Source organism: Lentzea sp. NPDC102401 (assembly GCF_044765805.1).
GTDB classification, from domain to species: domain Bacteria; phylum Actinomycetota; class Actinomycetes; order Mycobacteriales; family Pseudonocardiaceae; genus Lentzea; species Lentzea sokolovensis.
The window spans coordinates 1-22,045 of sequence record NZ_JBIWKS010000032.1 but is presented as its reverse complement, the minus strand read 5'-3'; the positions used below and the strand labels follow the sequence as shown (position 1 = coordinate 22,045).

21 protein-coding genes are annotated in these 22,045 nt (G+C 68.4%); 6 read left to right on the top strand and 15 right to left on the bottom strand.

The features are described from left to right. Positions 1-97: 97 nt before the first annotated feature. Genes ACIRG5_RS48335 through ACIRG5_RS48325 form a run of 3 tightly spaced genes read right to left on the bottom strand, consistent with a single transcriptional unit; the run spans position 98 to position 2,653 of the window. On the bottom strand, positions 98-589 hold the full coding sequence (locus tag ACIRG5_RS48335) for a DUF6912 family protein (protein ID WP_402918495.1): 492 nt from the start codon (positions 587-589) through the stop codon (positions 98-100). Next, on the bottom strand, positions 586-1,977 hold the full coding sequence (locus tag ACIRG5_RS48330) for a wax ester/triacylglycerol synthase family O-acyltransferase (RefSeq protein ID WP_319975217.1): 1,392 nt from the start codon (positions 1,975-1,977) through the stop codon (positions 586-588). Before ACIRG5_RS48330 ends, ACIRG5_RS48335 begins: the two co-directional genes overlap by 4 nt. Before the next feature lie 10 nt (positions 1,978-1,987). After that, positions 1,988-2,653, bottom strand: a complete 666-nt coding sequence (locus tag ACIRG5_RS48325) for a phosphotransferase (protein ID WP_319975216.1) — start codon at positions 2,651-2,653, stop codon at positions 1,988-1,990. A 105-nt stretch (positions 2,654-2,758) separates the two neighbouring features. Between ACIRG5_RS48325 and ACIRG5_RS48320 the strand changes: the two genes are divergently transcribed. Then, on the top strand, positions 2,759-3,505 hold the full coding sequence (locus ACIRG5_RS48320; protein ID WP_360047219.1) for an RNA methyltransferase: 747 nt from the start codon (positions 2,759-2,761) through the stop codon (positions 3,503-3,505). Positions 3,506-3,510: 5 nt separating this feature from the next. Here ACIRG5_RS48320 and ACIRG5_RS48315 read toward each other — a convergent pair whose 3' ends face one another. Together ACIRG5_RS48315 and ACIRG5_RS48310 are read right to left on the bottom strand one after the other, a co-directional pair. Beyond that, positions 3,511-3,810 (bottom strand): hypothetical protein, encoded by a 300-nt coding sequence (locus ACIRG5_RS48315; RefSeq protein ID WP_402918491.1) that lies wholly within the window; start codon positions 3,808-3,810, stop codon positions 3,511-3,513. 84 nt (positions 3,811-3,894) lie between these two features. Further along, positions 3,895-4,305 (bottom strand): HAD-IA family hydrolase, encoded by a 411-nt coding sequence (locus tag ACIRG5_RS48310; RefSeq protein WP_402918488.1) that lies wholly within the window; start codon positions 4,303-4,305, stop codon positions 3,895-3,897. 67 nt (positions 4,306-4,372) lie between these two features. Here ACIRG5_RS48310 and ACIRG5_RS48305 point away from each other — a divergent pair, with 67 nt between their 5' ends. After that, a complete protein-coding gene (locus tag ACIRG5_RS48305) occupies positions 4,373-4,786 on the top strand; it encodes an Rv3235 family protein (RefSeq protein WP_402918485.1) in 414 nt (137 codons plus the stop codon). Between the two features lie 64 nt (positions 4,787-4,850). On the opposite strand, the gene secA is transcribed toward ACIRG5_RS48305, so the two are convergent. Both secA and hpf read right to left on the bottom strand, forming a co-directional pair. After that, positions 4,851-7,799, bottom strand: coding sequence for a preprotein translocase subunit SecA (gene secA / locus ACIRG5_RS48300; RefSeq protein ID WP_402918483.1), 2,949 nt, complete (start codon positions 7,797-7,799; stop codon positions 4,851-4,853). 360 nt (positions 7,800-8,159) lie between these two features. Further along, the gene (gene hpf, locus ACIRG5_RS48295; RefSeq protein WP_330272602.1) at positions 8,160-8,825 is read right to left on the bottom strand and encodes a ribosome hibernation-promoting factor, HPF/YfiA family; all 666 of its coding nucleotides are present in this window, start codon (positions 8,823-8,825) and stop codon (positions 8,160-8,162) included. 988 nt (positions 8,826-9,813) lie between these two features. Here hpf and ACIRG5_RS48290 point away from each other — a divergent pair. Then, on the top strand, positions 9,814-10,431 hold the full coding sequence (locus ACIRG5_RS48290; RefSeq protein ID WP_402918480.1) for a ComF family protein: 618 nt from the start codon (positions 9,814-9,816) through the stop codon (positions 10,429-10,431). A gap of 655 nt (positions 10,432-11,086) precedes the next feature. Here the strand turns inward: ACIRG5_RS48290 and ACIRG5_RS48285 are convergent. The 5 genes from ACIRG5_RS48285 to ACIRG5_RS48265 form a co-directional block, all read right to left on the bottom strand. Beyond that, positions 11,087-12,814 carry an LpqB family beta-propeller domain-containing protein gene (locus tag ACIRG5_RS48285; protein WP_402918477.1) on the bottom strand — a complete coding sequence of 576 codons (1,728 nt, stop codon included), beginning with the start codon at positions 12,812-12,814 and terminating at the stop codon, positions 11,087-11,089. Continuing rightward, positions 12,811-14,571 carry an MtrAB system histidine kinase MtrB gene (mtrB, locus tag ACIRG5_RS48280; RefSeq protein ID WP_402918474.1) on the bottom strand — a complete coding sequence of 587 codons (1,761 nt, stop codon included), beginning with the start codon at positions 14,569-14,571 and terminating at the stop codon, positions 12,811-12,813. Before mtrB ends, ACIRG5_RS48285 begins: the two co-directional genes overlap by 4 nt. 10 nt (positions 14,572-14,581) lie before the next feature. Continuing rightward, a complete protein-coding gene (mtrA, locus tag ACIRG5_RS48275) occupies positions 14,582-15,259 on the bottom strand; it encodes an MtrAB system response regulator MtrA (protein ID WP_030471262.1) in 678 nt (225 codons plus the stop codon). A gap of 185 nt (positions 15,260-15,444) precedes the next feature. Further along, entirely contained in the window at positions 15,445-16,275 is an 831-nt protein-coding gene (locus ACIRG5_RS48270) for an SAM-dependent methyltransferase (protein ID WP_402918471.1), read from the bottom strand. A 76-nt stretch (positions 16,276-16,351) separates the two neighbouring features. Then, complete coding sequence (locus ACIRG5_RS48265; RefSeq protein WP_402918469.1) at positions 16,352-16,996, bottom strand: dTMP kinase; 645 nt, start codon at positions 16,994-16,996, stop codon at positions 16,352-16,354. A 142-nt stretch (positions 16,997-17,138) separates the two neighbouring features. On the opposite strand from ACIRG5_RS48265, the gene ACIRG5_RS48260 reads away from it, so the two are divergent. Continuing rightward, on the top strand, positions 17,139-18,107 hold the full coding sequence (locus ACIRG5_RS48260) for a helix-turn-helix domain-containing protein (protein WP_402918466.1): 969 nt from the start codon (positions 17,139-17,141) through the stop codon (positions 18,105-18,107). A 122-nt stretch (positions 18,108-18,229) separates the two neighbouring features. On the opposite strand, the gene ACIRG5_RS48255 is transcribed toward ACIRG5_RS48260, so the two are convergent. Next, complete coding sequence (locus ACIRG5_RS48255; protein ID WP_402918463.1) at positions 18,230-20,272, bottom strand: hypothetical protein; 2,043 nt, start codon at positions 20,270-20,272, stop codon at positions 18,230-18,232. Here ACIRG5_RS48255 and ACIRG5_RS48250 point away from each other — a divergent pair. Both ACIRG5_RS48250 and ACIRG5_RS48245 read left to right on the top strand, forming a co-directional pair. Beyond that, a complete protein-coding gene (locus tag ACIRG5_RS48250) occupies positions 20,256-21,209 on the top strand; it encodes a DUF5753 domain-containing protein (RefSeq protein WP_402918460.1) in 954 nt (317 codons plus the stop codon). The two genes, ACIRG5_RS48255 and ACIRG5_RS48250, sit on opposite strands and share 17 nt — an antisense overlap. Beyond that, positions 21,184-21,351 (top strand): DUF397 domain-containing protein, encoded by a 168-nt coding sequence (locus tag ACIRG5_RS48245; RefSeq protein ID WP_402918458.1) that lies wholly within the window; start codon positions 21,184-21,186, stop codon positions 21,349-21,351. Before ACIRG5_RS48250 ends, ACIRG5_RS48245 begins: the two co-directional genes overlap by 26 nt. On the opposite strand, the gene ACIRG5_RS48240 is transcribed toward ACIRG5_RS48245, so the two are convergent. Both ACIRG5_RS48240 and ACIRG5_RS48235 read right to left on the bottom strand, forming a co-directional pair. Further along, complete coding sequence (locus ACIRG5_RS48240) at positions 21,341-21,802, bottom strand: hypothetical protein (RefSeq protein ID WP_402918455.1); 462 nt, start codon at positions 21,800-21,802, stop codon at positions 21,341-21,343. The genes ACIRG5_RS48245 and ACIRG5_RS48240 overlap by 11 nt on opposite strands. Before the next feature lie 60 nt (positions 21,803-21,862). Further along, the coding region (locus ACIRG5_RS48235; protein ID WP_402918452.1) for an adenosylhomocysteinase at positions 21,863-22,045 on the bottom strand (183 nt) is incomplete at its 5' end.

Genomic DNA, 22,045 nt, shown 5'->3' with positions numbered 1-22,045 from the left:
GCATCCGTATCGGGCTTGACCTGTCCAGGCCGCGGCATCCAGGCACCTCCTGAATGCTCAACTTACCGAACCAACCCTTAAGTCACCGGTATTGGCCCTAGAGCAGCTCCAGCACGAACGGGAGTTCCTGCGCCGCGTACCAGGCCAGTTCGTGGTCCTCGGCGCTGCCCAGGGCGAACTCGGCGTCCGGGTCGCCCAGGTCGGCGGCGTCGATGACGTCCGCGGCCGCGCGCACGTCCTGCTCGGCCTCGGCCGTGTCGAGGTGCACGGCCGCGACGTCCTTCGTCGTGAACGAGCCGGCGACCTTCACGACCGAGAAGTCGAGGTCCGGACGCAGCGTCACGTCGTCCACGTCCACCGCGATCACCGCACGACGCGGCTCCGCCTTCTCGTCGGCGGCCAGCAACCGCAGGGAAGCCCGCGCGGCGTCGAGCATCGCCGAGTACTCCAGCTCCTCGGTGTCGCCCGCCGCGTAGGACTCGCGCAGCGCCGGCGTCAGCGCGAACGCCGTGCCGGTGACCGGAGCGAGTTCGCCGCTCTCGACGAACGTGCGCAGCATCGGCACCGTGGCCGGGATGTAGACCCTCATGCGCTCGCCGTCCCCATCAGTTCCTCCACCGACTCCTCGACCATGGTCGCGAGTACGTCCACATCGGACATGGCGTCGCGGTCGCCGTTCAACCCGAAGTAAACACCGCCGTCGTACGACGTCACCCCGATGGCCAGCGCCTGGTTCTTGGCGAGCGGGACGACCGGGAAGATCTCGGTCATTCTCGCGCCCGCCGCGTACAGGGGAACCTGCGGGCCCGGAACGTTGGTGACGATCACGTTGAACAGCCGGCGGCTGAACGAACTGGCGGCGCGTGCGCCGAGTGCGTGCAGCGTAGGCGGTGCGAAGCCGGAGACCTTCACCAGCGCGTCGGCGGCGACGGACTGGCCGGACTCCTGGTGTGCGCGCATCGCGTGGCTCACGTGGTGCAGGCGCACGACCGGGTTCGGTTCGCCGACCGGCAGGTCGACCAGGTAGGCGCTCACGTTGTTGCCGGAGTCCGGGTCGGCCTCGCGGACCGACAGCGGCGCCATCGCGCGGATCGTGGTGCTGCCGGTGACGTTCTCGCCACGGCTGAGCAGCCAGTTGCGCAGGGCCCCGCTCAGCGCCGCGAGCACCACGTCGTTGACGGTGCCGCCGTGCTGTTTGCGGATGGCACGCAGGTCGTCGAGCTGGGCGCGGGCGACGGCGAACCGACGCTGCGGCGAGGTGATCCGGACGTTCAGCGGGCTGCCGGACGCGGGCGTCGCGACGGTGCGGACGGCGCTCGCGAGCACGCCGAACGCGTTGAAGACCTTCTCGACCGTGTTGACGGTGTCGAGCGCGGCGCTGCGGACGTTCTCCACGAGCTCGCCGGGGCGCTGCACGATGTCGGTGACGGCGTCGGCCACGAGCTGCAGCGAGCTGGGCTCCGGCTGCGGCATCCAGAGGTTCTCGACGTTGGTGCGCGGCGTCGGCGACACGTCCAGCATGACCTGGCCGATCTCCAGCGACGCGATGCCGTCGATCATGGCCTGGTGGGTCTTGGTGATGACCGCGGTCTGGTTCTTCTCCAGCCCCTCGACCAGGTAGATCTCCCACAGCGGGCGGGAGTGGTCGAGTGGGCGCGACATCAGGCGCGCGACCAGGTCGTCCAGCTGCGTCTCGTTGCCCGGCTTGGGCAGCGCGGACCGGCGCACGTGGTAGGTGACGTCGAAGTCCGGGTCGTCCACCCAGACCGGGCGCGCGATGCGGCCGGGGACCTGCACGACCTTCTGCCGGTAGCGCGGCACGAGGCTGAGGCGTTGCTCGATGAGGTCGACGAGCTTGTCGTAGTCGAAACCGGCCTTGGGCCGGCGGAACACCGCCACGCCACCGACGTGCATCGGCGTCGTGGAGTCCTCCAGGTACAGGAACGAGGCGTCCAGCGCTGACAGTCGGTCCGGCATGCCACCCAGCCTAGTGGCGTTCGCGGTCCATCAACTTCTGAAGTGCGGCGCGTTCGCGCGGATCACGGTCGTGCCGCTCCAGCCGGATGCGCGCGGCCTCCGGGATCGCCTCGACCGCCTTCGGGTCCACGTTGGCCATGAACGACCGCAGGAACCGCCACCGCGTGAGCTTCATGACCGGCGCGAGGTGGGCGACGGCGAGCGAGACCCAGCTCAGTGCGACGTCGAGCCTGCGGTCGCCCTTGGTCGCACTCGCCCAGTCCAGGACCACGGGTCCCTCCGGGCCGAGCACGACGTTGCCGGGGTGCAGGTCGAGGTGCAGGAGGTTGCCCTCGCCGCTCAGGAAGTCCGGTGCCGGGATGAGGTCGAGGCGGTGGTGCAGGTCCGCGAGCTCCGCGCCGAGGCCGCCCGCGAGCCACGGCTTGCGGCCGATCTCCTCGGACATCCGCGGGCCGGGCACGTACTGCATGACGAGTTCGTCTGCGGTGGCCTCGTGCACGCGCGGCACGGGGATGCCGAAGCCGCTCAGGTACGACATCATCTCGGCCTCGCGCCGCAGGTCACGGCCGGTGCGCGTGCGTTTGACGAGCAGCCCGTCCGACCGGATGAACACATCCGAGTCCTGACCGCTCGCGAGATGTTGACGTTGCGCGACGCTGCGCATACCTGCCGTCATGTGACGATCATCATCGATATGATCCGAAACACAAGGGCCGAACGGCTCTAGTGGAGCTCTTCACCCGTTTGAGCCCCGTGTGCCTGCCTCTGGCACTCTCTCCCGGTGGAGATCTCGCCCAAGGACCGCTTCGTCACCGTCTACGGCCGCAAGCCAGTGCTGGAAGCGCTGGACGACCCGGCGCTCACGGTCGACAAGGTGGTGCTCGCCGACACGGCCCGGGGCGCGGCCGCGCACGAGATCATCGACGCGGCCCGTACGCGCGGGGTTCAGGTGCAGCGGGCGACCGCGCAGCGCGTGAAGGTGCTGGCCGGAAACGGCAAGCAGGACCAGGGCGTGCTCGCCGACGTCGTGGCGCCGCGCATGAAGCCGCTGGCGCTGGCTCTCGAAGAGGGCGGGCTGAAGTCCGTTCTGGTGCTGGACGGCATCACCACGCCCGCGAACGTCGGCATGATCCTGCGCACCGCGACGGCCGCGGGCATCGACGGCATCGTGGTGCCGCGCCGGGGCGTCGCCTCGATCGACCCGCTCGTGGTGAAGGCCTCCGCCGGAGTGGCTTTCCGAGCGCCCGTGCTGCGCTGCGGCACCTCGGCGGAGGCCTCGGCTTTGTTGCGCGCGTCCGGCTTCCCGCTTTACGCGCTGGATTCCCACGCTTCCGACACGATTTATTCCGCCTCTTTTTCGTCGCGCTCCGCATTCGTGCTCGGCAGCGAAACGTCCGGAATCACCGACGACGTGCGTCCGCACATCACGTCGTGGCTCTCGATTCCGATGGCGGCGGGCGTGGAATCGCTGAATGTCGCGTCAGCGGCGGCCGTGCTCTGCTTCGAGCTCGTGCGCCGGGCCCAGTGAGGCGCTCAGAGCCAGTCGACGTGGTACCCGGTGACCTTCGGGTAGCCCAGCAGTGACGTGCACGCCGCGACCGACGCATCGCCCCTGACCCGGCCGATCGTCCCGTACTGGTCCCAGACGCCCAGGCCGTTCGTGCAGTGCGCGACGGCCCGGAAGCGTCCCGGCCTGCCCTCGTCGCAGTAGACCTCGACGGTGCGCCCGTCCCGCAGGTAGTCCTCGTAGCAACCGCGTTCCTGTGCCTGGGCGGGTGGTGCAATTGCCGTGGCTGCAATGGCGACTGCAACACAAGCGACAATTCTTCGCATTTTCTCCCCTAAGCATTCCGACTGCTGACCAAATCGACGGTAGTGCGTTGCCGAATATGGGGCAATGCGCGGCGGGGTGAACCCTCAATCGCGGAGCGCGATCGCTAGCAGGATTTCCAACTCCTCGAGGGTGGACCGTGTCGACCGATGGTGGACACCGACCATGCCCGCCTCGGCAGCGCCGCGGACGTTGACCGCCAGGTCGTCCACGAAGACGCACTCCTCGGGTTCGAGGGCCAGCTTCCGCGCTGTGAGCAGGTAGATCTCGGTGTCCGGCTTCGCGAGCCCGACCTCGCCGGAGACGATCGCGGCGTCGAACAGGCCGGTGTAGACGGTCGGCGGGTGCCACCAGCCGTCCGCGTTGGACAGCAGCGCGGTCTTGAGACCGTGCGCCTTCGCTTTGCGCAGCGCGGTGAGCAGCGGAGGTTCGGCGGGGTTGTCCTCGCCGGGATCGGTCAGGACGCCGCCGTAGTCGAGCACCAGGGCTTTCAGCACCTGCAGGACGGTACCCACTTTCGGGTGCCCGATGTCCTGATGTCGTTGTTGGCGCGCCAGGTTCGGCATGCCCCCAGTCGTTCGCCGCCTGCCCGCCTACGAGCCTCCGGTCGGAGTCTCCGGCGGTTTCGTGATTCCCCGGCCGCGGCCCAGGCCCGTCTGGGTGCCGGTGCCGGAACCGCCTCCGCCCGCCTTCGACGCCTCCCGGCTCGTCGGGGTCGTGCTGGAGGTGCTGGACGGGCGGCGTGCCACCCGGCTGCTGCGGCAGGTCGCGGTGCCCGTCCTGGCCGCTCGGCTGAGTGGGCTGGTTCGTCCTCGGACCACGCGGATGGTTCGCGCGCCCAGGGTCTGTCATCCGTCCCGGTTCTCGGCCGAGGTCTCGGTGACCGTGCGCAGGGAGGGGCGGGTGCTAGCCGTGGCCGGACGGGCCGAGCACCGGAGCGGGAGGTGGTGGTTCACCTCGTTCACGGTGCTGGAGTGAGGCCCGGAAAAGCCGCGTGGGCCGCGTTCCCGGAGGAACACGGCCCACGCGGTGGTGGTGCGGGTCAGCGGGGCTTGCGCTGGTTCTTCGCTGCCTGACGGGCCGCCTCACGACGCTCCTTGCGGGTGCCGCCCTGCTGGCCGGCCGCGCCGCTCGCCTCGGCGTGCTCTTCCACGCCGCCGTCCTCGGCCGGGCCGCTGTAGTTCAGGTTCTGCTGGCCGGGGCCACCGAGACCCTTGCCGCGCAGGGCGGGCGGGATGGCGTTGCCGCTGGCCAGCTGAGCCATGGCCGGACCGGCGGGCGCCTCGGGCTCCCGCTGCGCCTGCTGCTGTGCGGCCGCCGCGGCGCGGGCACGAGCGCGCGCACCGCCGCCACCGCCGTTGCCGGAGACCTGCGGGAGAGCCTGCGGGGCCGCGCCCAGGGCCACGGGGACCTGGGGCTCGGCGACGGGCTCCGGCTCGGCCGCTTCGACCTGGAGGTTGAACAGGAAGCCGACGGTCTCCTCGCGCAACGCGTCGAGCATCGCGTTGAACATCTCGAAGCCCTCGCGCTGGTACTCGATGAGGGGGTCGCGCTGCGCCATCGCGCGCAGGCCGATGCCCTCCTTCAAGTAGTCCATCTCGTACAGGTGCTCGCGCCACTTGCGGTCCAGCACGGACAGCAGGACGCGGCGCTCCAGTTCGCGCATGGCGCCTTCGCCGACGCGGCTCTCGATGTCGACCTCGCGGGCGCGGTAGGCGTTCATCGCGTCCTCGACGAGGAGATCGCGCAGATACTCGCGCGTCACGTCCTCATCGGACTCGAGGATCTCCTTCGCGTTCAGCGAGACCGGGTAGAGGGTCTTGAGGGCGGTCCAGAGCTTCTCGAAGTCCCAGTCCTCGGCGTAGCCGTCGGCGGTGGCGCCGTTGACGTACTCCTCGACGACGCTCTCGATCATGTGCTCGACCTGGTCGCGCAGGTCCTCACCGGCGAGAACGCGGTGGCGCTCGGCGTAGATCACCGTGCGCTGGCGGTTCATGACCTCGTCGTACTTGAGGACGTTCTTGCGGATCTCGAAGTTCTGCTGCTCGACCTGGGTCTGCGCGCTGCGGATGGCGCGGGTGACCATCTTGTGCTCGATCGGCACGTCGTCCGGCACGTTCAGGCGCGTCATGACCATCTCGACCATGGACGCGTTGAAGCGGCGCATCAGCTCGTCCTGCAGCGACAGGTAGAAGCGCGACTCACCGGGGTCGCCCTGACGGCCGGTGCGGCCGCGGAGCTGGTTGTCGATGCGGCGCGACTCGTGGCGCTCGGTGCCGAGCACGTAGAGACCGCCGGCCTCGCGGACCTCGTCGGCCTCGGCCTTGCCCTGGGTCGTCAGTTCCTCGACGACCTTGGCCCACTCGGCCTCGTACTCCTCCGGCGTGGTCACCGGGTCGAGGCCGCGGTCGCGCAGCTCGTGGTCGGCGATGATGTCCGGGTTGCCGCCCAGCACGATGTCGGTACCGCGACCGGCCATGTTCGTCGCGACGGTGACGGCGCCCTTGCGGCCCGCCTTCGCGATGATCAGCGCCTCGCGGTCGTGGTGCTTCGCGTTCAGCACCTCGTGCGGGATTCCCTTGCGCACCAGCAGCTTCGAGAGGTACTCGGAGCGCTCGACGCTCGTCGTGCCGATCAGGACCGGCTGGCCCTTCTCGTGCTTCTCGGCGATGTCGTCGGCGACGGCCTCGAACTTCGCCTCCTCGCTCTTGTAGACGAGGTCGGGCTGGTCCTTGCGCTGCGGCGGGCGGTTCGTCGGGATGCCGACGACGCCCAGCTTGTAGGTCTGGTGGAACTCGGCCGCCTCGGTCTCGGCGGTACCGGTCATGCCGCCGAGCTTCTCGTACAGGCGGAAGTAGTTCTGCAGCGTGATCGTGGCGAGAGTCTGGTTCTCCGCCTTGATCTCGACGTTCTCCTTGGCCTCGATGGCCTGGTGCATGCCCTCGTTGTAACGGCGACCGGAGAGCACACGACCCGTGAACTCGTCGACGATCATGACTTCACCGTTGCGGAGGATGTAGTCCTTGTCGCGGTTGTAGAGCTCCTTCGCCTTGAGGGCGTTGTTCAGGTAGCCCACCAACGGCGTGTTCGCGGCCTCGTACAGGTTCTCGATGCCGAGCTGGTCCTCGATGAACTCCACACCGAGCTCGGTGACGGCGACCGTGCGCTTCTTCTCGTCGTACTGGTAGTGGAACGACTTCGACTTCTCCTCGATGACCTCGATGCGGTCCTTCTGGGAGAGCTGGGTGACGTCGATGCCGCGCATCCGCGGGGCCAGCCGCGCGAACTCCGTGTACCACCGGGCCGACTGCTCGGCCGGGCCGGAGATGATCAGCGGCGTGCGGGCCTCGTCGATGAGGATCGAGTCGACCTCGTCGACGATCGCGAAGTAGTGGCCGCGCTGGACGCACTCGTCCAGGCTCCACGCCATGTTGTCGCGCAGGTAGTCGAAGCCGAACTCGTTGTTCGTGCCGTAGGTGATGTCCGAGTTGTACGACACACGTCGCTGCTCCGGAGTCATCTCGGAGAGGATCGCGCCGACGGACATGCCCAGGAAGCGGTGAACGCGGCCCATCCAGTCCGCGTCGCGCTTGGCCAGGTAGTCGTTCGTGGTGATGACGTGGACGCCCTTGCCGGCGATGGCGTTGAGGTAGACGGGCATGACCGAGGTCAGCGTCTTGCCCTCACCCGTGCGCATCTCGGAGATCTGACCGAGGTGCAGCGCCGCGCCACCCATGAGCTGAACGTCGTAGGGGCGCTGGCCGAGGGTGCGCTTCGCGGCCTCGCGGGCCACGGCGAACGCCTCCGGCAGCAGCTCGTCCAGCGACTCGCCCTCGGCGTAGCGCTTCCGGAACTCCTCGGTCTTGCCCCGCAACTCGGCGTCGGAGAGGTCCACCACCTCGTCTTCCAGGTGGTTGATGTGCTGTGCGATGTTGCGGAGGCGCTTGAGCATCTTGCCCTCGCCGGAGCGGAGCAGTCGGGACAGCACCATCTGGATAGACCTCATCACCTGTATCGCGGCGCGCCCACGTCGGACGCCTTTCCCCTGCCCATCGTAGGCAAGTCGCCAAGATGTGTGCACGGACACAGGCGGATTGGCTGGACCGACCTGGTCTGCGCAGGTCAGGTGCCGTTTCTGCGATCTTCCCAGGCCACCTGTTGCCGGAGCCCCCCACCTCGGCTACTGGTGTGGAGAACGTATGAGGACGGCGTAAAGGTTCCTGGTCCCGTCAATTTCACCTTGACGGTGAACGTCGCGGGACGAGATGAGTCCGACCGGCGGTAGACGCACGCCGCCGCCCCGCACGCGAGGGGTGCGGGGCGGCGGCGGTCGAAGGAACGTGGTGGGCGGTCAGGCCAGCCTGATCACGCCGTAGTCGAATCCCTTCCGGCGGTAGACGACGCTCGGGCGTCCGCATTCGGTGTCGGCGAACAGGTAGAAGTCGTGTCCGACCAGTTCCATCTCGTAGAGGGCCTGGTCGACGGTCATCGGTTTGGCGGCGTGCTCCTTCTCGCGTACGACGCGTCCGGGCAACTTGTCTTCGAGGCCGTCGTCCCAACGCTGCGCGGGCACTTCCGCCATGCCCTCGTAGTCGGCCTCGGGTGCGTCGAGCACCGCGGTCTTGGCGCGGCGCGACGTCATGCTTTCGCCGGCGGACTGGTCAGCCAGTCCGCTTGTCGCTTCGGCCACCGAGATCGGGGCGCGGGCCCCGTGGTGGACGCGCCTGCGGTCGTGTGACCGACGCAGACGGTTCTCGAGCTTCGCGACCGCAGAATCGAGCGCGGCGTAGAAGTCACCCGCGCAGGCTTCGGAACGGACCACGGGTCCACGTCCCTTGCCGGTGATTTCGACCCGCTGGCAGTTCTTCGACTGACGGCGGTTCGGCTCGTGGAAAAGTTCCACGTCGTAGCGGATGACCTTGCGGTCGTAGCGCTCAAGCCGGGCCAGCTTTTCGGCGACGTGAACCCTGTAGTGATCGGGCACCTCGACGTTGCGGCCCTTAACGACGATGTCCATACACGACCTCCCTCGCTTTGCTGCGAGCTATGGCTGGACTGCTTTAAAGCGCCGTGGCGATCTTGGATCGCGGATGTGTCGCAGAGGGTCGTCTCCCTCAGCTCTCACGGCGCCAGGATCATGGGCTGTTCGCCTCCTCCCCGAGGGCCGGGAACGCTGATAGCGGTGCACGTTAGCTTGGGATTCACCGTCGCGTAAGCCCCCTTGCCGGGGGAACGACGAGATTTTTCGGTGACTACGCAGCGCGACGACAGCGCGTTGCCGAGCGTTTCCCGAGCGTGCTCCGAACCAGACCCGACAGCCCCTGGCTCACCCGAACGGCGCACAGCCGGACCGGCACTCGACGGCAGTCTCGCTGCGTCGAACGGGTCCAGTCGCGGCCTCATACCCAGCCAACGGGCGACCCCCGCGTCATGTTCCCGAAACCTGGAAGAGATCGATTCCGAACCACTCCGTGGACGCTTACCGCACTTCTTGCAACGGAACTGAGCGGCCCCGATACCCGATCACGGCCCTGTCACGCCCGGCCGAACGGCGGATTTCGCCCAATGCCGGACAAGGCAGTCGATCACCGTCGCGACGGGACGTACCAGCATTCCAATGAATAACCGCTGGTCAGCTCCATACGTGAATAATCGTTAACTTAGGGCGGGTGCGAGGGGCCCGTCCGCGGATCACCCCAGGAGGCGATCGCCGCCGCGCCTGGGCCTTGACCGACGAAGCGATGTGCGGACGTCTCAGTTCTGAAACGCCCGCTCAACAGAGGTTGGGACAAACGGGGCGAACCGAGTTACAAGATCTTGGGACGTCGTCACAGAACGCGCGCCGAGCAGCGGGTTTCAGCGCGCCGCGACCGTGCCGGAGATCGACATCGTCACCCCAACTTCACCCTTGTGGGCGGTGCCGAAAGTCCCCGCCGAGCTCCTCCGGCGTCTTGTTTCGGTCCCGGCCGCGATTTTCTGTCAGACCCCGCCGCCATCCTGATCCCATGACAGCTCTCGATCTGCTCCTCCCGCCCACCTGCTCCGGCTGCGGCGTCGCCGGCACCGCCTGCTGCGCCACGTGCCTCGCCGGCTTCGGCCCGCCCACACGACTCCAGGTGCCCGGCGTGGGGCCGCCTGTGTGGACGCTGGCGGCCTATCACGGCACCGCAAGGGAACTGGTGCTCGCCTTCAAGGAACGGGGCGCACGAGCCCTTGCAGCGTGGTTCGGCGCCTTGGTCGCGGCCACCCTGATCGCGATCGGCCCTCCACCGTGGACGCTCATCCCCGCACCCTCCCGCCGCAGCGCCGCGCGAAACCGCGGCGGCGACCACATGCTCCGAATCGCACGGGAGACGGACGTCGCCACCGTCGCACCGGTCCTCCGGCTAGCGCCGGGCGTGGCCGATTCCGTGGGCCTGACCGCGATCGCCCGCAGACGCAACCTCGCGGGGCGGGTGGAGGTCTGCGGTCCGGCGCCGCCGGGCACCACGGTGCTGCTGGACGACGTGATCACCACCGGTGCCACGGCGTCGGCCTGCGTACGCGCCTTACGGCAGGCGGGGGTGCGCACGAACGCGGTGCTCGTGCTGACCTCGGCCCGGCCGCACCGGCCAGGGCAGTAGGGGCCGCAGGCTTCGGCGGGCACGGGAACCACACGCCTGCGCGCCGTGGGCAGCCCAACCGCGACAGCTCACTGCGTTGGCAAGCCGGTCACTGCCTCGGCAAGCCGGTACGACGGCTCGCTGCCGTCAAGCCGGCTACGACGGCTCGCTGCCGTCAGCTTGGTCGCGGCGACGCGGGCCAACCGCGTGGGCCTGCCGGCCCGCACAGAGCTCGCGCACTTGCAGCCACAGCCCGACGGAATCGACCAGCCCACGTCAGCTTCGGCCCGACCGTGCCACCCCACCCGCATCAGCCCACTGCCGTCAACTCGCCCGCGTGAGCCCACTGCCGTCAACCCACCGCACGGCCCGCCGCCGACAACCCTCAGGCGTCAGTCCACTGCCGCCGACCCCGTCCACCTGAACGCGGCCGACATCAGCCCCAACCGCGCGAGCCCAGTCCGGATCAGGCCCGCCGACGTAAGCCCGACCACCTGCAGCCAACTGCCGTCAGTCCAACCGCGGCAACCCATCTGCCATCAACCCACCCGCGTCAGCCCGACCTCGGCCCGCCACGCCGGCCCACTGCCGACAGGCCCCGATGTCAGCCCCACCGCCGTCAGCACGACCACCTGAACCCAGCCGCCGTCAGCCCACCGCGCGAGCCCAGTCCGGATCAGCCCGGGTAGAACACCAGCGCGCCCGACGGCACCCGGATCGAGCTCGACTTCCACACATCGGTGATGTCCGATGCCGACCACAGCCCGGAAGAGTCGACCACCTGCACCTGACGCGCCGCGGCCGCCGCAACCGAACCCACCGGCACGGTGAGGTTCGACTGGCTGTAGCGGTCCATCTTGTAGCCGTCGGTGTAGACCTTGGTGACCGGCCACGCGGGCAGCGAGGAGGAGACCACCAGCACGTCCTGGGAGAGCCAGTCGATCGACTGCACGGACGCGGCCAGGATCGACGGCTGCAGCTGCCGGGGTGAGCGCAGGGACACGTCCTGGTTGTTGCGCACCACCGACGCGATGTAGAGCTTGCCGGCGATCACCAGCGCGGCTCGTGTGCCATCGCGGGAGAGGCGCAGTTCGCTGATCGAGCCGAACGGCAGGATGTCGGTGATGTTGACGCCCTTGGCGGTCCAGCTGCCGTTGTCGGAGCGGGTCACGCGGGCGACCGAGTTGCCGTCGACGGCCGTCCAGACCTCGGTGCCCTGGCCGGTCGAGAGTTGCCACGTCGGCCTGGAGAGCGTGGTCGCGCGCTGGTCCACTTCGGACAGGTCCTGCTCCAGCTCGCCCACGCGCAAACGCATTCCGCCACCCTCACGCGACACCACGGCGAGCCGTGAGCCGTCCAGGGACTGCGCCGCCGACACAGCGCTGTAAGCGCCCGCGCCGGCAGGGCCCTTGATCGGGTTGCCGTCGGTGAGCGAGCGGATCGACCCGTCCGTCACGAGCATGCCCTGGAGGTTCGCGTTCAGCGCCAGCAACGTCTCACCCGCGGTCGCCGACACGTCGGACGGCCGGTAGTCGCGCTGGTCCGGCAGGATCTGCTGGCCGTCGACGAGCACGCGCACCCGCGACGAGGTGATGCCCGAGTACGACTTCACGACCTGCGCCACGATCTGCTTGCGCTTCTCCGGCGTCAGGTCCTTGCCCACGTTGGTGAGGTTCACCTCCATCGCGCCGTCGTCGGACTCCTTGGTGTCCGAGAACTTCTCGGTCTCCTGACCGAGGGCGCTCACCAGCGTGTCGCGCACCGCGTCACCGGGGCCCGCGATCAGCAGCTCGGTGACGCGCGTCGGGATGCTCGTCGCCGGCGGGATCACGACGTAACGAGGATCCGGCACCAGCACGGTGAACTCGGGGTTGTAGAAGTACAGCGTCACCCGGCGGTAGGTGGTGTTGAACAGGTTCTGCGGCATGTAGACGCCGAGCGGCGGTTCGGAGATCCGCCACTGGTTGTCGCTGGTGCGCTCGACCTTCACCGGGATGCGGAACTCGCCGAGCTGCGGCACGAACGCGTTGTCGCTGCCCAGCCGCCCGACGTAGTTGCCTTGCAGGAGAACGGTCTGCGTCTTGTCCTGCGCCGCCTGCGAGGTCGGCACGGTGGAGAAGCCGGTCTCGATGATCGTGGGGTTCTTGGTGTCCCAGTTCTTGTTGGCTTCCGGCGTCATGAACGCGCGGGCCGCCGCATAGTCGCTGTCCGGGTTCGCCGTCGCGTTCAAGAAATCGCGCACGAGCATGAACGGGTCGATGTTCTGGCGCGGTTCGGGCGCGACGGGGGTGTTGGACGCCTTGCTGTCCTTCGACCCGATCGGTTTCGGCTGGGTGTTCGTCGGGATCGCGGCGCACCCGGTCAGGGTCACGAGGACGAGCACCAGCAACGACAGCCGCTTCACCGCACTTCCTCCGAAACCTCGTTCGCCGCCTTGTCCGCCGGAGTCCCGTCCACGGGCTCCGCGGGCTGCCAGGTGATCTCCTCGGGCCGCAGCTCGATCTCGCCGGGCTCCTCGTCGGCGATCGGCTCCTCCACCACCGTGACGGGTTCCAGCTGGATCGCGGGCGCCAGCGGCAGCGGGCTCTCGCGCAGTTCCTCGCCGTGCCTGCGGGGCAACGTCAACCGGAACACGGCACCGTGGCCGGGCTCGCCCCACGCCTCCAGCCAGCCGCCGTGCAGCCGGGCGTCCTCCAGCGAGATCGACAGACCGAGACCGGTACCGCCGGTGCGGCGGTTGCGCGACGGGTCGGCGCGCCAGAAGCGGCTGAACACCAGGTCGGCCTCGCCCTGGCGCAGTCCGACGCCGTGGTCCCGCACGGTGATCGCGACGGCGTCGGCGTTGCCGCGCATGGTGAGTTCGACCGGCTGGCCCTCGCCGTGGTCGATGGCGTTCGCGAGCAGGTTGCGCAGAATCCGTTCGACGCGGCGGGAATCGAGCTCGGCGACGAGTTCGTCGTCCGGCAGGTCCAGCACCACCGGCGAACCGGCGCTCGTCGAGATCGCGCGCACGGAGTCGTGCGCCCGGCGCGCCAGCACGCGGATGTCGACCTGGTCCGCGGTGAGTTCCTCGACGCCGGCGTCCAGGCGGGAGATCTCCAGCAGGTCGCCCAGCAGCGACTCGAACCGGTCGAGCTCGTCGACTAGGAGTTCGGTGGAACGGGCGAGTCCGGCGGGGAACTGTTCGCGCGAGGCGTGCAGGACGTCCGCGGCCATGCGCACCGTCGTCAACGGCGTGCGCAGCTCGTGCGAGACGTCCGAGGTGAAGCGGCGCTGCAGCTGGCCGAACTCCTCCAGCTGCTTGAACTGCGCCTGGATCGACTCGGCCATCTCGTTGAACGACTCGGCCAGTCGCGCCACGTCGTCCTCGCCGACGACGTGCATGCGTTCGTGCAAAGTGCCGTCCGCGAACCGTTCCGCGACCTCGGCCGCCTGCCGCACCGGCCGCACCACCTGGCGCGTCACCAGGTTCGCGATGAGCGCGAGCAGCACCAGCAGGACGATGCCGCCGACCGCGAGCGTCGACTGCACGACCTCGGCCGTGCGCTGCTCGGACGTCAGCGGGAAGATCAGGTACAGCTGCATCGAGCGCGCGGACGTGCTGATCGGCAGGCCCACGACGAACAACGTGGTCTGCGCGCCGTCGCGCTGCACGGTGTGGATCTGGGTGCCGGAACCGCCGTCCTCGACCATCTCGCGCAGGCCGCGCGGCACGTCGTCGAGCTTGCCGACGGACGGCACGCGCCCGGCACCGGCGGACCCCAGCCCGTCGGCCAGGACCGGTTCGAACGCGCCGGCACCCGCTGTGGTGGCGTCCGTACCGGCGCCACCGACGGCGAGCTTGTTGATCGCGCTGGTGAACCGCGTCTGCACGCTGTCCGGCCCCGGATTCAGACCGATCAGATCGGACTGGATCAGGCTGCGCGAGGCGATGGCCTGGCGCACCGCGGCCTCTTCCTTGGTGTTCAGCAGCTGGTTGGTGATCTGCATCTGCAGCACCATGCCCAGCACGAACACCACGGCCGACGAGAGCGCGAGCGTGGACACGACGACGCGCAGCTGCAGCGAACGACGCCAGAGGTCACCAAACGCGGACCATCGCTTACGCGCTTCCTCGGCGAGGAACTGCGCCTTCGCGATGGCCGGCCGAACGAACTTCATACGCCACCTGTCACGGAGGGCCGGCCTTGTACCCGACACCGCGGACAGTCAACACCACCTCGGGGTGTTCCGGGTCCCGTTCGACCTTGGAACGCAGCCGCTGCACGTGGACGTTCACCAGGCGCGTGTCGGCGGCGTGGCGGTAACCCCACACCTGCTCGAGCAGCACCTCGCGGGTGAACACCTGGCGCGGCTTGCGGGCCAGCGCGACGAGGAGGTCGAACTCCAGCGGCGTGAGCTGGATCGGCCTGCCCTCGCGCAACACCTCGTGGCCGGGGACGTCGATCGTGAGGTCGCCGATCTGCAGGACCTCGGACGGCTCGGCCTCGGTGCGCCGCAGGCGAGCCCGGATGCGGGCCACCAGCTCCTTGGGCTTGAACGGCTTGACGACGTAGTCGTCCGCGCCGGACTCGAGACCCAGCACCACGTCGACCGTGTCGCTCTTCGCCGTGAGCATCACGATCGGCACGCCCGACTCGGACCTGATCGCCTTGCAGACGTCGATGCCGTTCATGCCCGGCAACATCAGGTCGAGCAGCACGAGGTCGGGCTTGAGCTCGCGCAGCGCGGGCAGGGCACGGGCACCGTCGGCGACCACCGCGGTGTCGAAGCCCTCCCCGCGCAACACGATCGTCAGCATCTCCGCCAGGGCGGGGTCGTCATCGACGACGAGCACGCGTGCCTTCATGCTCAACATCGTCGCACTCCCGGTCGCACGTTCGCGCACCGCCCACGTTCCGTTGCTGCTGGTGGCGATGTGCGCTCGTTCGGTAACCGGCCGGAACTGTCGTTCCACGTACCCCACCTCGCCCCGTTTGACCTGTTCGTCGCGGGAGTATCCGCGCGAGGATCACCTTTTGTTACCAGGTGTTCTCAGGTTGCGCGAACGGCGGAAGCCAACCAGATGCGCGCGTCACCCACTTTGCGCGGGTCGGTGATCGCGGGGACCGTGCGGTCGTGCCGGGCGGCGAGGTCGACCTGATGCGTCACCGCGGCGTCCCAGCCGTAGCCGCCGAGCCACTCGACCGGGTCCTCCACGTCGGACTGCCAGCGGGCGTCCAGCGCGTCGAACCGCTGATGCACGGCCCTCATCTGCGGCAACTCGCGGAAGGCGCGGTTGACGTGTTCGAGCGCGAGCGTGCTGCCGCGGGCGGACATCGCGCTCACCCAGTACAGGACCTGCTCGCCCGCGTCCGGCGGCAGAAACATGAAGAGGCCCTCCAGCAACCACGCCGTGGGCCTCTTCGGGTCGAACCCGGCACGTATGAGCGCTGTCGCCCAGTCGTCGCGCAGGTCGCACGGGACGACGACGCGTTCGCACGCGGGCTGGGCGAGCTGATCGCGCAGGGCGTCCTCCTTGAACTCGATCAACTCGGGCAGATCGAGTTCGAAGAGTGTCGTGCCCGGCGGCCACCGCAGCCGGAACGCTCTTGTGTCGAGACCCGCCGCCATGATCACCACCTGGGGCAGGGCCGAGCCGAGGAGCTCGTCGTCGAAGTACCGGGTGCGCAGGACGAAGTGATCGCCCGCGAGGGTGCGCACGCCGTTCAGGTCGCTCGCGGAGCCGGCGGCCTCCACGAGTCCTGCGGCCAGCGGGTCGTCGAAGAGGGGGCGGAGCTGACGTTGCTCGGTGGCGCGGGCGGCAGCGATCAGGACCGCCGTACGGGCGACACCGACCGGAGGGCGCTGCAGGACACGCTTCAAATCGCAATCCCCTATGCACTCAGAGTGACGTACCAGACACTCGATCGTGTCAATCGGTACGCACGTGAGCGACCACTCAAGGAGTGAAGAGCGGTTCCAGAAGCGAATGAAAGTTCACGTTTGACCGCCCGTCGACCACTTGCCACGGCGCGAGCCAGCCGATGTTCGCCAATCCGTCGTAAACGACACCGCACCGCGCCTGCAGCGAGCCATCGGACTCGTAGATGTCGCGGGCCCGCGAATCGTCGTCCCGCTCGCGCTTGGCCGCCCGCGCGGCCGCGACCTCCACGGGCACGCGCAGCAGCAGGTGAAGATCGGGAACGGGCAACCCGAAGCGGTCGATCTCCAGCTCGCGCACCCACCGCACGAACTCACCGTGCTCGTCCTGGTGCAGACGCGCGGCGCTGTACGCGGCACTCGACGCCACGTACCGATCGAGCAACACGACGTCGTGCTCTTCGAGGTCCTTCCGGATCTCGTCGGCCGCGCCGCGCCGGTCCAGCGCGTAGAGGACGGCCATCCCGTAGACCGAGTCGCTGAGGTCGCCGAGCCGGCCGTAGAGGCCGTCGCGAACGAGGTCCGCGTGCACGCTCTGGCCGTAGCGCGGGAACGCGTGGCCGGCCACGGTCCTGCCCTGAGCGGCCAACGCCTCGGTCAGTCCGTTGGCGAGAGTGCGCTTGCCGGCACCGTCGAGGCCTTCGATCACTACGAGCTTTCCCACGCCAAAACCCTAACGGGAGCGGCCCCAGCCACTCACACGGCCGCAGCACGTCCCCCACACGGGCGAAATCCGAGCTTTCGATCACCAGAACGAGTGACTACGGTGAACAGTCACACGGCGCGTGTGAAGGGTAGGTGCCGCGGTGGCCGCGGATTCCGGGCACGCCGGGTCGGTCGATGAACCGATCGGGCTCCCGACTGGGGTTTTACCGACCCCCCTCGCCGAGACGCTGCGCTACGGGCCGTTCCACCGCGCTTTGCGCGAGGCGATCGCCCACCGGGGCCTCTCGCTGGCACGGCTGCGCGCTCATCTCGAGCAACTGGGTGTCCAAGTGGGCCAGTCGACACTCTCGTACTGGCAACGCGGCCTGCGTCATCCCGAGGTGCCACGCGCCATCAGCACAGTGCGCGCGCTGGAGACCGTGCTGCGCCTGCCGCCATCGTCCTTGTTGGACCTCATCGGCCCGCGCCACGCGAACACCTACGCGCCACGTCCTGTCGCGACCTGGCCGGAGTCCGCGCCGTTGCTCGCGACGTTCGACTCCGTACCAGAAGCGGCACGAGGCAACGCCGACCTCGAAGTGCTCTCCGTGCACGACACCGTCCAGATAGGCATGCACCGCGAGCAACGCTCCATCACCACCCGGCTGGTCGTGCGCGCGGTGCGGCAGGGACCGGACCGGTACCTGGCGATGCACCACGGCGACGAAGGCTCGTTGATCGAGAACGCGATGGTGAGATCCGGCGAAGGATGCCGGCAGGGGCGCCTGCGCCGGGAAAGCGCTTCCCGCAACCTCGCCGTGGAGATGCTGTTCGACCGGCGGCTCGCGGCGGGCGAGGAGCACGTCTTCAGCTTCACGATCGCCGACGACACCGGCAGCGCGACGCCGGGCCACCACCGGACGTTCCGCGACACGTGTGGCTCTTACCTCGTGCAGCTCTCGTTTCACCGACGAGCTATGCCCGCGCGCTGCATGAAGCAGTTCCTGGCCTCCGCCGACGCCACGCCTGTCGACGTCGACGAGCTCGTGTGCGGGCTCGGCGGCGTCGTCAGCGCGTACTTCGGCGACGTCGGGCCGGGAATCGCGGGCGTCGCCGTCGAGTGGAGCTAGACACAGCCAGGGCGAGGAAAGCGAGAAAGCTAAAGACCGGCGGTCCGAAGACCAGACCGGCTCCAGATTTAGAAGGAAGCTCTCTCATGGCCTCGCTGAGACCACGTTAGCAGCGATTCCCTTCAGTCCGACAGCAGTTTCCCGAGTTCTGCCACTGTGGTGACAGCTCCGGTTTCGTCCTGCGTCAAACCGACGCGGATCACCGGAGCGTCCTTTGTGGATCCCTTGCGTGCGAACAGATCCCTCAACCGCGCCACGGTGAAGTACTTGCGCCGCAACGCCGCTGCCGCGATCAGCTTCACGACGTCACGGTTCTCCTCGACGCGGTTGCCCCACGACGCGCCGCGCAGGTAGAGGTGCAGCCAGGTGCCGAACCAGGAGTCGCCCTCCCGTTCGAACATCACCGGCAACGCGACCTTTCCCCTGCCACGCATGGAAGAACGCGCGCGAACAGTGCTCGGTTCGAACGGCTTTCCCATCTGGTCGAGGTCGCGGCTCATGAACCCGAACATCGACTCGGCGACCTCGTCGAACCCCTCCCCCGAGTAGATGTTCACCTGCGGCACCACGTACTTCGCCCTCATCGCGTCGCGGTGCAGGTCGATGAACTCCGTCGCGCCGTCCGAGGCATCGGTCAGGTCACCCGAGTAGCAGGCACCGGCCTGCTTGAGGTTCGTCCACGAGACCTGTCCCTTGTACTCGAAGTTCTTGTCGAGCAGCACCGCGGACAGGTCGTAGTCGGTCCGCTTGACGTGCTGCCGCCAGTGCACGAAGAACCGCAGCACGTCGCCGCCGAACCAGAGCTTCGACCCGCGCGGAAGCACGCCGAAGCCTTCCTCGGTACCGGAAACCGGCACCACGACGTCGAGCACCTCGTCGTCCACGACCAGCTCGGAGTACTCCGGCAGCCTGCGGATCAGCTCGTTCTCGACCACCTCGACGATCGCCTCGACGGCCTTCGGATCCAGCGGCTCACGGACGTCGTCCGCGATCCACACCCGGCGGGCACGGGTCGCGAAGACGCGCGCGGCGTCCGGCGTCGTGCGGTTCGACAGGTGCTCCAGCACCGAGATCAGGACGCGACTCGACACCTCGGGCACGGCGGCTTCCACGTGCTCAGCGAGGTTCTCGGCGCCGTGCCGGAGAAGCCTGTCGAGCTGGCGCAGCAACATGCCCGGCGCCTTGGCGAGGATGCTTACGGCACGCTCGACGTCGTCGTCCGCGAACGCCATCTCGACCTGCCCGGCGAACGACCGCGCGACCTTCTCCCGACGCGCCACCGCGAACACGTCCTGCGCGCGCTCGAACGGGTACTCGTGCGGGTGCAACCGCTCGCCGAGGCGCTTCCACGCCTCGCGGTTCTGGTTGACGTCGCCGAGTTTGCTCGGCGCGACCTCGTTCAACGCGCCGAGCAACGCCCTGCGCTCAGGCCTGCGGAACGACCGGAATCGCGTCGGCTCCTTGAGCGTGACGTCTCCCCCGGACGCCTCGGCCGCAAGGCGCAGCACGTCGGTGACGGTGTCGATGTCCTGGAGCGGCCGCTGCGCGACGAGCCGCGCGGCGTTGAGGATCGCGCGGTTCTCCCGAACGGGAACGTCCACCTCCCCGTCGACGCAGAACACGGCCAGCTCGCCGAGCAACGCCCTGTCGTTCTCCGCCAACGGAATCGGGCTCGTGGCGAGTTCCTCGAACAGGCGCCGCACCTCTTCGTCGAGCGTGCCACCGAGGTGCACGACGGTGATGCGGTCCTTCAACGACGGGATCAACTCGTCGTGCGCCCGCAACATCTCCTCGTACGAGTGCTGGACCCGGCCGTACTTCGGCAGGTCGAGCAGGTTGGACGTGGGCGCGACGCCCTGCTCCAACGCGTCCCGCAGACACTCCCACCAGAACGCGAGGGTGTCCGGCACGTTGTGCGGGAACTCCTTGAAGTACGGGTTGTGCTGCCCCCGCGCACCGATGAGCTCCTTGACCGCGCGCACGACCTCCGCAGCGAAGTCCTCGGCCCCGGCCAGCCCGCCGACGTGCTCCAGCAGCTCCCGCGAGGCCTTGAAGCCCGACCCGATCAGCGCTGCGTCCAACTGCCTCGCGAGCGCGGCGCCGTCGCCCGGCGCACCGTCGGAGGCCGGCACGCGCAGGGTCTTCTTGATGATGGTCGTCCGCACCACGTCAGTAAAACCCGCACGTCAACGCAATTCCACCCGTTTGGGCACGATGTTGTTGTCGCTCCATCACCTAACGTCGAATGACATGAACGGCGATCCGTCCACCCCCTACAGCCGTGATCTCGGCGATGAGTTGCGCCAGGTGCGCGAGCGCTTCACGACCTTCCGCGGGCGGCGAATCGCCCGAATGCTCGGCTGGGATCCCGGCAAGGTCTCCAACATCGAGCACGGCAAGGTCCGGGCCACCGAAATCGACATCATCCAGTACCTGGGCAGGTGCGGACGTCCTCAGAACTTCATCGAGGACTTCCTGAACAGGTACCGATCCGCGTTCAACCCCTATTTCGTGCAAGTGCCGACCAACTTGCGCACGATGGCGCTGGCCGAGTCGACGGCGGACAAGATCACCAGCTACGACATGACGTCCATACCCGGCCTTGTGCAGTCGGAGGAGTACGCAGCCGCGCTGTTCGAAGCACGCCTCGCCGCGCCAGATGTGATCGAGAGGAACGTCCGGTTCCGCATCGAGCGGCAGGCGATCCTCCGGCGACACAACCGCCCGCAGTGCACCTTCTACATCCACGAGCACGCGCTGAGGTTCAAGGTCGGCAGTCCCGAGATCATGGAGGACCAGCTCATGCGGCTGCTCTTCCACACGCACGTCATCCGGGTCGTGCCAGCGGCAATCGGGATGTCGGGTGTCTTCGCGGCCAACTACGTGCTCTGGGAGTGGGAGAAGCGCGGCAGCACCGCCTACACGGAATCGGATCTCGCGCAGGTGTTCGTGCAGGACCTGGCAGGGATCAAGCACTGCAAGCTGATCTTCGCGCACCTGGATGCGCTCGCGCTCGATGAGGAACAATCGCGGTCGATGGTGGCGGATCTCGCCAGCCGATCGCGGGAGGACCTCAGTGGCCGGAAACTGCACCTGGCGTAAGAGCAGCTACAGCGGTGGCACCGACGGGAGCAACTGCGTCGAGGTGGCGTTCGCCCAGTTCGTGCGCGTGCGCGATTCCAAGAACACCGCAGGCCCCGAGCTGAAGTTCAGCGTCGAGGCCTGGCAGGCGTTCATCCACTGAGCCCTTCGGGCAGCGGTAGGTCGAGCGCCGCGAGGAACCGCCGGGTCTTGACCTCGACGAACACCTCGCCGTCGTCGATCTCGTCGACGTCCTCCGACTCGTCCCACTCGAACCCGTTCGGGTCCTCGTCCTCGGCGAGGAACGCCAGCAGTTCCGCCTGCTTGGCCGGCGCGTCCCCGGAGTTCGACAGCGCCCACCACGCGGCCAGTCCGGCGGCCTCGCGCAGGACGTCGGTCGGGTCGGACGCGTTGGGGTTCTCGAAGTAGGTGCGCGGCGTCAGTCCCAGGTAGGCGACGCCGGCGCCCGGCCCGGCCGGGGCGTAGACGACCGAGGTGATGTCGCTGTCGTGGATGTCGATCCACAGGAACGGCTCCGCGAGCGGCGGCAGCTCGCCCTCGGACAGCGTCTTCCACGAGCCGTGCTCGTAGGCGTAAGTGCCGAAGAATCCCACGCCGGACATCAAAACAGGGGCCTCCCGCGACGCGCGCGGGAGGCCCCTGTCGGAAGTGGCTCAGTAGCGGTAGTGGTCCGCCTTGAACGGGCCCTCGACGTCCACGTCGATGTACTCGGCCTGGTCCTTGGTGAGCTTGGTCAGCTCGCCGCCGAGTGCTTCGAGGTGGATGCGGGCGACCTTCTCGTCGAGCACCTTCGGGAGGCGGTAGACCTCGTTGTCGTACTCCTTGAACTTGGTGAA

Coding starts and splice junctions, on each gene's coding strand:
- ACIRG5_RS48335 (WP_402918495.1), bottom strand. CDS start 589: ATGAGGGTCTACATCCCGGCCACGGTGCCGATGCTGCGCACGTTCGTC.
- ACIRG5_RS48330 (WP_319975217.1), bottom strand. CDS start 1,977: ATGCCGGACCGACTGTCAGCGCTGGACGCCTCGTTCCTGTACCTGGAG.
- ACIRG5_RS48325 (WP_319975216.1), bottom strand. CDS start 2,653: ATGACGGCAGGTATGCGCAGCGTCGCGCAACGTCAACATCTCGCGAGC.
- ACIRG5_RS48315 (WP_402918491.1), bottom strand. CDS start 3,810: ATGCGAAGAATTGTCGCTTGTGTTGCAGTCGCCATTGCAGCCACGGCA.
- ACIRG5_RS48305 (WP_402918485.1), top strand. CDS start 4,373: ATGCCCCCAGTCGTTCGCCGCCTGCCCGCCTACGAGCCTCCGGTCGGA.
- secA (WP_402918483.1), bottom strand. CDS start 7,799: ATGGTGCTGTCCCGACTGCTCCGCTCCGGCGAGGGCAAGATGCTCAAG.
- hpf (WP_330272602.1), bottom strand. CDS start 8,825: ATGGACATCGTCGTTAAGGGCCGCAACGTCGAGGTGCCCGATCACTAC.
- ACIRG5_RS48290 (WP_402918480.1), top strand. CDS start 9,814: ATGACAGCTCTCGATCTGCTCCTCCCGCCCACCTGCTCCGGCTGCGGC.
- mtrB (WP_402918474.1), bottom strand. CDS start 14,571: ATGAAGTTCGTTCGGCCGGCCATCGCGAAGGCGCAGTTCCTCGCCGAG.
- mtrA (WP_030471262.1), bottom strand. CDS start 15,259: ATGAAGGCACGCGTGCTCGTCGTCGATGACGACCCCGCCCTGGCGGAG.
- ACIRG5_RS48250 (WP_402918460.1), top strand. CDS start 20,256: ATGATGGTCGTCCGCACCACGTCAGTAAAACCCGCACGTCAACGCAAT.